The sequence below is a fragment of the Blastocatellia bacterium genome (assembly GCA_035275065.1).
GTDB lineage: Bacteria > Acidobacteriota > Blastocatellia > UBA7656 > UBA7656 > DATENM01.
On record DATENM010000001.1, the window covers coordinates 106,565 to 120,023 of the forward strand.

A 13,459-nucleotide genomic window follows, 5' to 3' on the forward strand; every position below is an offset into this window, starting at 1 on the left:
GTGCTTCCTGCCTCCTGCCTACTGCCTCCTGCTTCCTCTCTCCTGCTTACTACTTCCCTTCCAGCAATCGCGTCGCCGCGTCAATCTGTGCGGTCAGGGCTTGCAGGGCGGCGGCGGCGTTTTTCGCCTGCGGCTCGACTTCGTCCCACTGCTTCTGCTCGATGGCCTCGCGCACGCCGGGGATGGTCTTGACGCCATAGCCTGTGTAAAAGCCCGGCGCGTAAATCTGGTGCTTGAACCACGGGCGGCGTGGCAAGCCCGGCTCGCCCGTCAGCCGGCGCTCCGATTGATAGAGCAACTGGTTGAGCTCCTTCGCCTGCTTGACGTTGTCAAAGCCTCTCGCCGTCGCCTTCACGAGCGCCTCTTCGTAGCGGCGGGCGCTGTCACTAAGCGCCTGCACCGCCGCGCCCAGCCTGGTCAGGTTGATCTCTTTCGGCGGGCTCGCCTTTTTCGCCAGCTTATCGATTTCGTCCATGTAGCGGCGCAAGGTCTCCGCGAGGTTGGTGAACTCGAACGGCAGCACGTCGGCGTCGGCCAGCCGCATGACAATCGTGCCGTTGGTCTGAGCGAGCGCCCGGCCAAACTCAAACGTGCTGTCCGAGAAATGTGTGTACCAGTAGATCGAATCATAAACCGAATGATAGATGCCGCCGCCGCCATCGCCGCCGAATCCGGTATTCATCGCCGCAATGCCCAGGTGCTGCAAGAACGGCGTGTAATCCGACCCCGAACCCAGAGCGCTGATCCGCAGGTCGGCGCGCTCGCGCAGTTCTTTTTTGTCTTCGTCGCTCCTGGCCTGTTCCAGGCGGCGGTCGCGCATGGCTTCCCAGGCGCTCTTGTTGCTCTTCGGCTGCGCGATGTCGCGCGCCACTTCGTTAAAAAAGCGTTCGAGCGAATGCGTGCCGCCCGCTCCCAGCCAGCCTTTGCCCGTGCTGTCCGAGTTGAGATAAGCGACCGCCTTCTGTTTCAACTCGTCCGCATGGGTTTCGACCCACTCGGTAGAGCCTAACAGCGCCGGCTCTTCGCCGTCCCAGGCGCAGAGAATAATCGTGCGCTTCGGCTTCCACCCCTGCTTCAACAACTCGCCCAGGGCGCGGCCCGCTTCCATCACCGTCACCATGCCGCTGATGGGGTCGTCCGCGCCGTTCACCCAGGCGTCGTGATGATTGCCATAGATCACCCACTCGTCCGGGTATTGCGCGCCTTCGATGCGAGCGATGACATCATAGAGCGTCTTCAGCGACCAATCGAAGGCGACTTTCAGATGCACCCGCGCCGGCCCCGCGCCGACGTGATAAGTGATCGGCAGCGCGCCGCGCCACGCTTCGGGCGCGACCGGCCCGGTCAACGCTTTCAAGAGCGGCAGCGCGTCGCCATACGAGATCGGCAGCACAGGGATTTTAGTGATGACTTCGGCCTCTTCGCGCGGCAAACGCTTCGCGCCTTTGACCGCGCCGATGCCCGGCGTCAGCGGGTCGCCGGGATGAATCGGCATGTCCATGACCGAGCCGCGCTGCACGCCCTGTTCGGGACGGTAAGGCCCCTGCGGATAGACGTCGCCCTGAAAGTAACCGTCATCACGCGGGTCGGAATAGATCAGGCAGCCGATAGCGCCATGCTCGTAAGCGACCTTGGGCTTGATGCCGCGCCAGCTCGCGCCGTAACGGGTGATGACGATCTTGCCTTTCACATCGACGCCGAGCTTCTGTAGCTCATCGTAATCGGCGGGCAGCCCGTAGTTGGCATAGACCAGTTGGCCTGTCACGTCGCCATCGGTCGAGTAAGCGTTATAAGAAGGCAGTTGCCCTTGATCGCTTGAATCCGGGTCTTCGGCGACCACCGGCTCTTTCAGCTTCGCCGTGTAAGTGGTCGGCGCGACCAGTTCGAGCAGACGTTCTTTGGGCGTTGGGAAGAGCACGTCGAATTCTTCGATGCGGGCGTCGAAGCCCCACGATTGAAACTTCTCGCGGATAAACTCGGCGTTCTGTTTGTCGTAAGCCGAGCCGACGTGATGCGGTTCGGCGGCGAGCCGGTTCATGTACTCGCGCAGCAGTTCGGGCTTCGGCACCTGGCGCATTTTGGTTTCCCAATCGATCTCGGCGCGGGCGCTCTGATCCGCGTAGCCGCGCAAGCCGTGCGCCTTGCCATTGGCTTGCGCGAAAGCGGCGGGCAGCAGGCCGTTCCCGATGACGAGCAGAGTAACGACTAGGCCGGTAATTTTCTTGAGCGTGTGACGGCGCATAATTCCCTCCTGAAGGTTGGAGGGCAAGTATAACGAGCGTGCCGTGGGTCGTGCAATCTAGCGCCGCAACGCGCCAGAGAAGGAATCAAGATCAACCACAGAAACACAGTGGCACGGAGGCACAGAGTCTTCTCCATGCCATCTCCGCGTCTCTGTGCCCCTGTGTTTAATTGAGCTTCTTCACATTAAGAACTGAGTTCGCCGTACGGCGCATCCCAGGTTCCGGCGAAAGCGATTTCACCCAGCGGCTTGCGCTGCCGCGCGGCCAGTTCTCTGGCGCGGGTTTTTTCGTCCAGGTCATCGAGGCTGCCGCGATACGGGTAGCCGATGGCGATCATCGCCAGCACCGTATAGTCTTCGGGGACGTGAAACTCGCTGCGCGCCTGCTCGGTGTTGAAGCCGGCCATCTGATGCGCCGCCAGTCCCTGCGCGACGGCCTCAAGCACAAGGTTCTCGCTCCCCAGCCCGACATCATGTTGAGCGGTGCGGTTCGGCTGCTCGTTGTGCGTGAAGTTGTTGCGCGCAATCGAAATCATCAACAGCGGCGCTTTCAGCGCCCAGGCGTTGCCTTCAACCAGACAGGCGCGGGCACGGGCCATCGCTTCTTGATCGCTGCCGTCAAAGACCAGATAACGCCACGGCTGCTCGTTGAAGCATGACGGCGCCCAGCGCGCCGCTTCGAGCAAGCTCATGATCTTTTCGCGCTCGACGGCGCGGCCCTCATCAAAGAGGCGCGGGCTCCAGCGCCGCTTGATGTCCGGGTCGAGCGGGTAATCCGCCGGCGCGGGTTTCTCAGGATAGATCGTCGCAGGGTCTGTGTGTGGTGATGGGGGGGCTGATTTATTGCTCATAGTTTCCTTTCTGCGGCTGCCGCGTACCACGATACGCAAGATTATAACGAAGCGGTTTCGGCGGCCCAAACTTGATTTGCCACGGCGCTCAGCCCGTGCCCGTGGAGCAATAGACGGCCTCGGCAGGTTTTGACCGTTAGCATGGCGCAACCGAAACACGGCAAAACTCGCGCTACTGTAGGATGAGCGTGACGGTGGCCGTGCGTGTCTTGCCTGAATCATCCGTGCCGGTGAAGGTAATCGGGTACTGGCCCGGTGCTGCTGCGCCGGTCTTATACTTGAAGATCACCGCCGTGTCGGTCGTCGTCATCGAGGCATTCGGTTTCGGCTTGAGGCCGTTGCCGGGATGGCCGGGCGCAATGGTGACATTGCCGGTGAAGCCGCCCGTGCGGTTGATGTTGACTTTGATCTTCGCCTTGACGCCGGCCTGTGCGGTGACAGTTGGCGAATCGAAGCCGAGTGAGAAGTCCGGCCCCGATTGAATGGGACCAATCGCGGAGATTTTGACGATGAAGCTATTGCCCTGTCCTTGCTGCACGCCGTTAGGCGCAGGCGGCGTTGGTTGATAGGCGTTCTTGGTTGGAAAGTTGGGCGACGTAGTCTGGCCGGCGATGTAGATGTTGCCCTGCGGGTCGAGGGCGATGCCGTTGGATTCATCGTTCCCGCTGCCGCCGAGATAAGTCGAGAAAACGATCTGTCGGGTTACCGGCGCAAACACGGTGACAAATGCATCAAGGCTCCCGCCGGAGCTGCTCTGGATCGGATTTACAAGCGGGAAGAGGGAATCGCGACCGACGGCGCCAGTGATGTAGATGGCGTCTTGAGAATCAAGTATTGCCGCATTAGCAAGCGGCACCCCGTCTGCGATGTTGGTAACGCTTTTTACCGCCAGCGTATTTGCATCCATGATGAAAATGGATGCGCTTCCAGAGCAGGTTGTGTTAGGAGCAGTCGCCAAACATCCTGGGCCCAGGAATATTTCAATGTCGTTCGATTGGGACGCCTGGGCGACTTCCGTCGGCGGTTTTTGTGGCGGCGGATGGTCTCGCAACCAGTTGGCCATCGCAATTTCGGACCTCTTCCGATCTTTTATAATATCCTTGAGATCCAGGAGCCAGCCAATGACTGGGTCCCTATACATAAAACGTTCCTCGGCTTGAGGCTGTCGGCGAATACTCGCGCTTTGGGTGACTTTCTTGAAAAAGCCTTGATAAGGAACGAAAGAGCCGTCGTTGCCGGCGAAGTTGCTGGATTGAGTCTGGCCGGTTATGAATACGTCTTGGGTTGGTGGATCGACTTGTAGTGATCGAATATCATCATCGTCGTTGCCACCCACGTAGGTGGAAAAGAGCAACTGCGAGCCATCGGCACTGATGACCGACCAGAACCCATCCTCGTGCCCGTTACCGCCGGAGGTCGCTTGCGTAGGGTTCACAGTCGGGAAATCGGTCGATTGCGTGCCGCCGAAGACATACGCGCGGTTGGAAGAATCGAGAACGATCCCGCCTGGAAGGTCAAAACCGGTGCCCCCGAGATAGGTCGAGTAGACGAGGCTCGCGCCGTCGGGGCTGATCTTGCTTATGAAGAGGTCTGTACTGTTTGCCGCCCGCGCTCCTTGAAGCGGGTTTTTGGTCGGGAAATCTGATGAGCCGGTGCCGCCAGTGATGTAGGCGGCTCCGCTTGAATCTATGGCAATGCTAGACGCCCCATCAAGCGCGAAGGTGTCGCTGCCGCCCAGATAGGTCGAGTAGACCAGCGACTGTCCGTCCGGGCTGAACTTGGTGATGATGGCTGAAAGATTCTGGCTGTGATGGTTGGTCGATTGCAGTGGGTTCTTTGTTGGGAAGTCATGCGCGAAGGTATCCCCGGCAACGTAGACCGACCCGGCGGCGTCTACGGCTATCGCTTTGATGTCGGTCTCGGCGCTGCCGCCGAAGTAGGTCGCATAGACCAGCTCGGGATCAATCACCAGCGGCTTGCCGGCATCATAACTCGCCACATCGAATGCCACCCGACCATCCTCGCGCAGTACATAGCCGCCGGCGATCTCGTGCCGCTCTTTGCCGGCCTGCTGATAGATGTGCGGCGCGTGTTGGCGGACTTCGCCAACGCCTGTGTGCAATACGAGATCGCCCGCTTCGTTGATACGAACCCCTTCTGCCCCTTCAACCGCCAGGGCGATCTGGCTGGGATCGGCTCCAGGAGCCACGTTGAAGTCGTATTCAAGATTGCCTTCGTTGCCGTAGTAGATCAGGTCTATGCCTGGATAGATATTTTCATATTTCACTTTCGCAAACGACGGAACATTGGTGTGCCATCTTTTCGGATCATTGCCGATGAAGTAATTCGTCTTGCCGGGCAACTGGTCAAGCCCGGTGATGCGCGGGTTGGGATTGGCATTCACCGTCTGTAGCCGAACTACCGCGCTGTTCGTCATGGCCTGAGCTTGCTTTGCATGAAGGCCGCCGCCGGGTTGCTTGTCTTGATTGCCGGAAGGAGCAAAGACGCGCAGCACCATTTCGCGCGCGGTTAAGAACATATCGCCGCTCTGGCTGCGGGCGATGAAGCGCGCCTGGCTGTCGGTCTGTCCGGCGTTTAGCTCGAAGCGCAAGGGCAGCGACTTGAACTGCACGCCGCTCGCCTGACTGTTTTTGATCGCCTCGCCGCGCGCGGCAACCCGTTGCGTATCACCGGCACGACTGGAAGCGGCGTGCATCGGGCCGATGACGGGAATGGCAACGCACAACAGAATCAGAAGCAGGCTGATGAGCGAGCGCCCGATGAGGGTCGAGGGATGGCGGCTTTTCATGGCTGGTCTCCTGCGTAAGCAAAACGGTTGTCGCCTTGCGGCAATGGGAAATGAACTTGATAAAAGAGTGAATTCTTGCAGATGCGGTACTGGCCGCCTGAGGTCTTCACCCCGTGAGCTTTGCCCTGAGCGAGCCAGCGATAGATGCTTGGCGACTTCACCTGCGCCAGCGCGCCGGCTTGCCGTGTGGTCAGCAATTCGGTGTTGAGTTGGCAGACCGCGCAGTAGGTCGGCACCACGCGCATGACGATGCGCTCGCGCTCGAAGGCGACGATCTCGATTTTTCTTTTTGTCATCATAGCCATCGCCGGTGATATAATCTGCGGGCGCGCATTCGCCTTGAAATCGTCGGGACTCTACAGGAAGACGCCAACTGAAGTCCTGAAGTAAATGTGAAAAATTCAGAAAAAAAAGATTAGCCCGCGAGAAAACCTATGGCAGTACAGGTTTCCAAGAACTTTATTCTCGATGATTACTTGCTGGAACCCGGCAAGCGACTGATTACGCGCGCCGGCCAGCCCGTCGCCCTGGCCAACCGCCCCTTTCAAGTTCTGTTCTACCTCATCGAAAACCGCGACCGCGTCGTCAGCCGCACCGAGTTGCTCGAAACATTCTGGGATAGCAAAGAGGTTTACGATGTCACGCTGACCCAGTGCGTGGCGGCGATTCGCCGGGCGCTCGATGATCGCTCGGATCATCCGCGCTTCATCCAGACGCGCTGGGCCGAAGGTTATCGCTACATCGGGCCGCTCACGGAGCAGCCGGCGCACGACACGGCATCCATCATCGAGATCGAAAAAGTGCGCGGCGTTCGCGTCACGGTCGAGGAAGAATTTGAAAACGCCGCGCCGCAAGCGCAAGTTGCCGGTGCCAGTCAAACCGTCGCGCCGATGTCGATGCCGATCACAACCAGGCGACTCTCGCGGTCAACGAGGCTGATCCTGGCGCTTGCCATTATCATCACGGCAGCCGCCGCTGTGATCGTTTATCGCCAACTCACGGTGACCGCCAATCCATCGTCGCCGATCCGCTCGATAGCTGTGCTGCCGCTGAAAAACCTGACCGGCGATCCGGCACAGGACTATTTCAGCGAGGGCATGAGCGAAAGCCTGATCACCGAGCTTTCGAGAGTGAACGGGTTGAAAGTTATCTCGCGCGCTTCGGCGTTCACTTTCAGGGACAAAGAGGTTGATGCGCGCGAGATCGGCGAGCGCCTCGGAGTGGCGGCGGTGTTGGAAGGGAGCGTTCGCAGAAGCGGCGACAGCGTGCGCGTCGAAACCCGTCTTGTCAGCACAGAAGATGGCCGCATTATCTGGACTGGCGACAGCTACGAGCGCGCCATGAAAGACATATTTGTAATCCAAGATGAGATCGCCTGTAGCGTCGTTGGGGGACTCCGGGTAAAACTGTGCGGAGAAGGAGAGCCGGTCTTTCATCAGCACACAAATAACCTCGAAGCATACCGGGCCTATCTCAAAGGGCGATACTTCATCAACGCGCAGTACGGTGAGGCGGGGCCAGGAAAGACACTGAATAAGGCTGCCGAGTATTTCGCGCAGGCAATCGCCCTTGATTCAAACTATGCTCTGGGATATGCAGGACTGGCCGACGCTTACACACAGCTCTTGTGGTTCTCGACGGGCGATCCAAGACCGATGATTGCCAAAGCGAAAGCGGCGGCGATAAAGGCGGTTGAGCTTGACGGAACATTGGCCGAAACCCACACGGCGCTATCGGCTGCATATCTTCACGACTGGAACTTTGATGGGGCAGGGCGGGAAATCGAGCAAGCTCTGGCATTAAATCCGGGCTACGCCTGGGCGCATCACGAATATTCAACCTACCTGGGAACAGTAGGCCGAGGGGACACGCTCGCGGAGATAAAAAAAGCCGAAGAGCTTGATCCGCTCAACATTGCAATCATCGTCGACCTTGGAAACGCCCTTCTCGGCGCGGGCAAATACGACGAGGCGATGGCCCAATTCCGCAAGGCGCGTGAAATAGATGCGAATTATATCAACGACGCGAGTATCGGGTCGTGGCATGTGGATACGGGAATGTACGCGGAGGGCATCAAAGAAATAGAAGCGGCTATTGCCCACACGGGCCGAACCCCTGACCTGTTGATGCGACTGGCAATCGGCTATGCGAAGGCGGGCAAGAAAGAAGAGGCCGTAAGCCTGCTTGATGAAATGAAGCGAATTTCAAAGAAGCAGTATGTCCCGAATGGTTCCCTTGCCTTCGTCCACGCCGCGCTTGGCGAAAAAGAGCGAGCGTTCGAGTATCTCGAAAGCGCCTACCGCGAGCATGATATCAATCTGCTACAGCTAAAAGGATCGCGACTGGAAGGGCTGCACTCAGACCAGCGCTACCTAGACCTGCTGCGGCGCGTTGGCCTCTCGCAGTGAATTAGCTGGCAGGTGAGGACAGGCTAACGCCATGGCGGCCATCCAGCATCGTAGATTTTGTCTGACAACACTTTTATCAAGCCGAGTGCGGGCGTAACCTGACCGCTTGAGTGTGCCTGCTTGACTTGCCAAGGCGCAGCCCCTAGCATTCAGCCCGTGCCCGTGGAGCAAGGTTCTGCCTGTGCATTGACCCGCCCACTGCGCCATACCATTTCATCCGAGGTCATCCATGCGACGTTTACTCATCCCCCTATTCATCGCTTTAATCGCGCTGCCGGTCGCGGCGCAAGACCGGCCCGCCGCGCAATCCCTCGCCGAGCGCACACGCGGGCTGCAAAAGCTTGACGGCTACGTGCCGCTCTACTGGGACGCCGCTGCCGGCAAGATGCTGATGGAGATTTCGCGCTTCAATCAGGAATTACTCTACCAGGTTTCGCTTGCCGCCGGGCTGGGGTCAAACCCTGTCGGGCTAGACCGCGGCCAGATGGGACAGACGCGCATCGTCAGCTTCGAGCGCGTCGGCCCGAAGGTGTTGATGGTCGAGCCGAATTATCGCTACCGCGCCTTGAGCCAGGATGCCAACGAGCAGCGCGCCGTCGAAGAGTCGTTCGCGCGCTCGGTGCTGTGGGGCTTCAAAGTCGAGGCCGCTGAAGCGAACCGCGTGCTGGTTGATGCGACGGCGTTTTTCCTGCGCGACGCGCACGGCGTCATTGATGTGCTGCGGCGCACGCGGCAAGGGCAGTATCGATTGGACGAATCGCGCAGCGCTTTTTACATGCCGCGCACCAAAGTCTTCCCGCTGAACACCGAAGTCGAAACCATGCTGACGTTCGCCACCGAAGGCGACGCCGGGCCGCTGGTGCGCGACGTGACGCCGACGGCTAATTCGATCACCGTCCGCCAGCACCACTCGTTCGTCCAGTTGCCCGACGAAGGCTACAAGCCGCGCCGGCTCGACCCGCGCGTCGGTGTGTTCGGGATTACTTTTTACGATTATGCCTCGCCGTTCACCGAGCCCATCGAGAAGCGCTGGATCAGCCGCCACCGCTTGCAGAAGAAAGACCCGAGCGCGGCGCTCTCCGAGCCCATCAAGCCGATCATCTACTACGTTGATCCGGGCGCGCCCGAGCCGATCCGCAGCGCCTTGATCGAAGGCGCGTCGTGGTGGAATCAGGCGTTTGAGGCCGCAGGTTTCAAGAACGCCTTTCAAGTCCGCGTGCTGCCCGACGGCGCAGACCCGATGGATCTGCGTTACAACATGATCAACTGGGTGCATCGCTCGACGCGCGGCTGGTCGTATGGCGGCGGCGTCACCGACCCGCGCACTGGCGAGATCATCAAAGGCAACGTCACGCTCGGCAGCCTCCGCATTCGCCAGGATTACATGATCGGCACAGGTCTGGTGCCGTCCGGGCAGAGCAATCAAGGCGAAGGCGACGAGTGCCAGTTCGCGGCCTTGCCCGACGCCGATTATTTGTTCGGTGCCGATGCGTCTACGGATTCGGCGGCGATGTCGCTGGCGCGCATTCGCCAACTGGCGGCGCACGAGACCGGCCATACGCTCGGACTGGCGCATAACTTTGCGGCCAGCACCTACGGGCGCGCTTCGGTGATGGATTATCCGGCGCCGATGGTCGAGATCAAAAACGGCAAGCTCGATCTGTCGAACGCTTATGCGGTCGGCATCGGTGCGTATGACAAGTTCGCCATCACCTATGCCTACGCGCAGTTCGCGCCGGGTGCCGACGAAGCCGCGGAGCTTGAGAAGATCGTCGAAGACGGCGTCGCCCACGGCATGTTGTTCATCAGTGATGCCGACGCGCGCCCGCCGGGCGCGGCGCACCCGCTCGCCAGCCTCTGGGATAACGGCAACGACCCCATCGCCATGCTGCGTCATGAGATGGAGGTGCGAAAGATCGGGCTGGCAAACTTCGGCTTGCAGAGCATCCCTGCCGGCACGCCGCTGTCGTTGCTCGAAGCCAAGCTGCTGCCGCTCTACCTGCACCACCGTTATCAACTGCAAGCCGCCGTCAAATCCGTAGGTGGGCTTTATTACACTTACGCGGTGAAGACGGCGGCGGGCGCAAATCCCGCGGCGGTGCAGGAAGTCGTGCCGGCGGCGCGCCAGCGCGCGGCGCTCGACGCCGTGCTCGACACGATCAAGGTTGAAGAGCTGACGATACCGCAACGCATTCTCGACCTGATCCCGCCGCGCGCTTTCGGTTACGAAGGCGGCCCGACGGAATATTTCAGCAAGCGCGCCGACCCGGCATTCGATCCCGTCGCGGCGGCGACCATCGCGGCGGACTTTGCCGTGTCCGGCTTGCTCGAACAACATCGCGCGGCGCGCCTCATCGATTTCCATGCGCGCAATGCGGCGAACCCCGATTTCAGAGAAGTCGCCCGCGCTCTGGTCACGCGGGCATGGCGACAGGCGGCGGCTTTGAGCGCGCCTCAGGCAGCCATCGCCCGCGCCGTGCAGAGTCTGGTGGTCACGCGATTGATGGGGCTTGCGGCAGATGACGACGCCGCGCCGCAGGTGCGCGCCGTGGCGACCGAAGAGTTGCGCGCCCTGAGCGCGTGGCTGGCGTCGCCTGCCACCGCCACGCTCGACGCCGCGCATGTGCGAGCGACGCGTGACGACATCGAGCGCTTCCTGAGCCGCCCCGACGCGCCGCGCAAGCAGACCGCGCCGCTCCCCGTGCCGCCGGGCGACCCGATTGGCACACGTTCACAAAAACAATGATGAATGAGAAATGATGAATGATGAATGATGAATGAGGGAAAAACCTCCGGCAGTTCATCATTCATCATTCATCATTTATGCTACTGGTATGCTGAAACGAGTGCTCGCCGCCGTCTATCGTCGCCTGCCGGTGAGTCTGCGACGTGGAATCGTGTTACTGACGCAATCGCGCTTCACGGTGACGGCGGGCGCGGTGGTCACGAATGAAGCGGGAGACGTCTTGTTGCTGAAGCATGTCTTTCGACCGGGCAGCGGGTGGGGCGTGCCCGGCGGCTTTATCAACCAGGGCGAACAGGCCGAAGACGCTGTGCGCCGCGAGCTGCGCGAAGAGATCGGCCTTGAGCTTGATCGCGTCGAGCTGGCTTTCGTGCGCACGGTTGAACATATCAAGCAAATGGAGATCATCTTTCGCTGTCGCGCCAACGGCTCGCCCCACCCGCGCAACATCGAGATTCACCGCGTTGAATGGTTCAAGCTCGACGCGCTGCCCGAAGACCTGCCGCAAGCGCAACGCCGGACCATCCAACGTGCCTTGCGGGATTAACCGCTGATTAGCCTACAGTCGCGGCGCGGCGGGCTTGAGCGGCGCGGCCCAGGCTTGTGCGCCTTTGACCTTCAACCTGCGCTTATAGACTTTGTCGCCGCAGGTGGCAAACAGCGTGTCGAAGTTCTCGCCGCCGAACGTAAGGTTCGACACCGCGCCGTTCGGCGTCGGAATGATGGCATTCACCCGGCCCGCCTGATCGCAGACCTGTATGCCCATTCGCGTTGCGATATAAAGCCGCCCGTCGCGGTCTACGCGCATGCCATCGGCGCCGCTGTCATCGGCGGTGTCGGGCACGTGCAGCCAGTAATAACGCTGCTTGTAGGCGAGCCTGCCGTCCGCTTGAATCTGATAGCTGTAGACCCAGTGCGAGCGCGAATCATCAACGTATAGCAACGTCTGATCTGGCGACAGGGCGATGCCATTGGCATAGCCGAGCCCCGTGTCTACGACCTGTTTTTCGCCGTTCGGTTTGATGAGCCACACCTTGCTCGGCTCGCCCACGCCGGGGTTCGTGGCGTAGACGTTACCGCTGTTAGCAACTACGAGATCGTTGCAGTGTAACCCGCTGGCGATCACCGTCGCCTTGCCGGCGGCGGCGTAAGCGACGATCTTTTCGCCGCCGCTCGTGACCGCGTAGAGCCGCCCGTCGGGGCCGAACGCTTGCCCGTCACCTTTCTTCGAATCCGCGAGAAAGAGAGTCGCTTTGCCATCGAGTCCAACTTTGTAAGTCTTGCTGCCGGGCACGTCGTTGAAAAAGACTTCGCCCTTTTGATTGACCGCCGGGCCTTCGGTGAAGCCGTAGCCTTCGGCCACCAGTTGCCAACCTTCGCCCGGCAAGAGCAGCGCATCGAGCGTCGCGTTCTTCGACTGGCCGGCCTTGACCGGCTGCGGCCAATCTTTCCAGAGCCAGCGCATCGCGTCGGGAAAGATCGCCGTGCCGTGATTGCCGTTGTGCGCGCCTTCGCCCCAGACGTGCTGCACTTCGTAGCCCGCGAATATCAGCGCCCGCTCCATCGTCTGATTCGCCATCCACCAGTCGCCGGCATAGATGTTCAAGTCCTGCGAGCCGTCCTGCACGAAGATACGAATCGGCTTCGGCTCCATCTTACGAATCAGCGTCGCGTAGCGGTCGCCGCCGCGCAGGCCGACATAGGTGCCAATCGAGCTGAAGACGCGGCTGAACGAGTCGGGCCGCTCCCAGGCGGCGGTAAAGGCGCAGATGGCGCCGCTCGACGAGCCGCCGATGGCGCGGTCGTTGCCGTCATGTGAAAAGTGAATGGGCCGCCCGTCACTGGTCTTTTTGCTCTCGACTTCGGGAAGCAGTTCTTCGAGCAGGAAGCGCGCGTAGTTGTCGCCGAGGCCGTCGTACTCGTAACTGCGATTGAAACGGTCGAGCGCCGCGTTGGCGTCGGCAGCCGCAACGCGCCCGTGCATCACAAAGACGCCGATGGTCACCGGCATCTCTTTTTTGTAAATCAAATTGTCAAAGACCGTCGGTGCCTGCCACTGAATGCCGTCCTGATTGACGTAGAGACAGGCCGGCTTATCAGGCGTGTACTCAGCCGGCACGTAGACCCAATAGTCACGCACCGTGCCCGGAAAAATCTTCGAGTGGTCGAAGCTGAACTTCAACACTTCGCCTTTCGGCACATCGGCCTGCGGCTTGGAGTCCGGCCCTTGCGGGTACTCTTGCTGCGCAAAGCTGATGGGCGTCAAAGCGATAACGATCAAAAGTAGGAGCGGGAGTCGCGAAGGAATGGTTTTCATAGGATTGATTCAGTGAGCCATGAGAATGAGCCACAGGGCACCGCAGACACGCAGGAGGCACAGAGATAACTCTGTGCCTGCGGTGCCCC

The 13,459-nt window shown here is 60.3% G+C and carries 8 protein-coding genes; 3 read left to right on the top strand and 5 right to left on the bottom strand.

Annotation, left to right across the window (positions count from 1 at the left end; translation table 11 throughout):
• Nucleotides 1-49 precede the first annotated feature (49 nt).
• The 4 genes from VJ464_00485 to VJ464_00500 form a co-directional block, all read right to left on the bottom strand.
• Nucleotides 50-2,242: a transferrin receptor-like dimerization domain-containing protein gene (locus VJ464_00485; GenBank protein ID HKQ03577.1), complete on the bottom strand. Its 2,193-nt coding sequence runs from the start codon at nt 2,240-2,242 to the stop codon at nt 50-52.
• Between the two features lie 185 nt (nt 2,243-2,427).
• Nucleotides 2,428-3,093, bottom strand: a complete 666-nt coding sequence (locus tag VJ464_00490; protein HKQ03578.1) for a nitroreductase family protein — start codon at nt 3,091-3,093, stop codon at nt 2,428-2,430.
• Between the two features lie 172 nt (nt 3,094-3,265).
• On the bottom strand, nt 3,266-5,632 hold the full coding sequence (locus tag VJ464_00495; protein HKQ03579.1) for an SBBP repeat-containing protein: 2,367 nt from the start codon (nt 5,630-5,632) through the stop codon (nt 3,266-3,268).
• 266 nt (nt 5,633-5,898) lie between these two features.
• Nucleotides 5,899-6,201, bottom strand: coding sequence for a helix-turn-helix domain-containing protein (locus VJ464_00500; GenBank protein HKQ03580.1), 303 nt, complete (start codon nt 6,199-6,201; stop codon nt 5,899-5,901).
• Between the two features lie 135 nt (nt 6,202-6,336).
• Here VJ464_00500 and VJ464_00505 point away from each other — a divergent pair, with 135 nt between their 5' ends.
• The 3 genes from VJ464_00505 (at nt 6,337) to VJ464_00515 (ending at nt 11,600) form a co-directional block, all read left to right on the top strand.
• Nucleotides 6,337-8,310: a winged helix-turn-helix domain-containing protein gene (locus tag VJ464_00505; protein HKQ03581.1), complete on the top strand. Its 1,974-nt coding sequence runs from the start codon at nt 6,337-6,339 to the stop codon at nt 8,308-8,310.
• A gap of 229 nt (nt 8,311-8,539) precedes the next feature.
• Nucleotides 8,540-11,056 carry a zinc-dependent metalloprotease gene (locus VJ464_00510; protein HKQ03582.1) on the top strand — a complete coding sequence of 839 codons (2,517 nt, stop codon included), beginning with the start codon at nt 8,540-8,542 and terminating at the stop codon, nt 11,054-11,056.
• Nucleotides 11,057-11,144: 88 nt separating this feature from the next.
• Nucleotides 11,145-11,600, top strand: a complete 456-nt coding sequence (locus tag VJ464_00515; protein ID HKQ03583.1) for an NUDIX domain-containing protein — start codon at nt 11,145-11,147, stop codon at nt 11,598-11,600.
• 12 nt (nt 11,601-11,612) lie between these two features.
• Here VJ464_00515 and VJ464_00520 read toward each other — a convergent pair whose 3' ends face one another.
• A complete protein-coding gene (locus VJ464_00520) occupies nt 11,613-13,370 on the bottom strand; it encodes an SMP-30/gluconolactonase/LRE family protein (protein HKQ03584.1) in 1,758 nt (585 codons plus the stop codon).
• Nucleotides 13,371-13,459 lie beyond the last annotated feature (89 nt).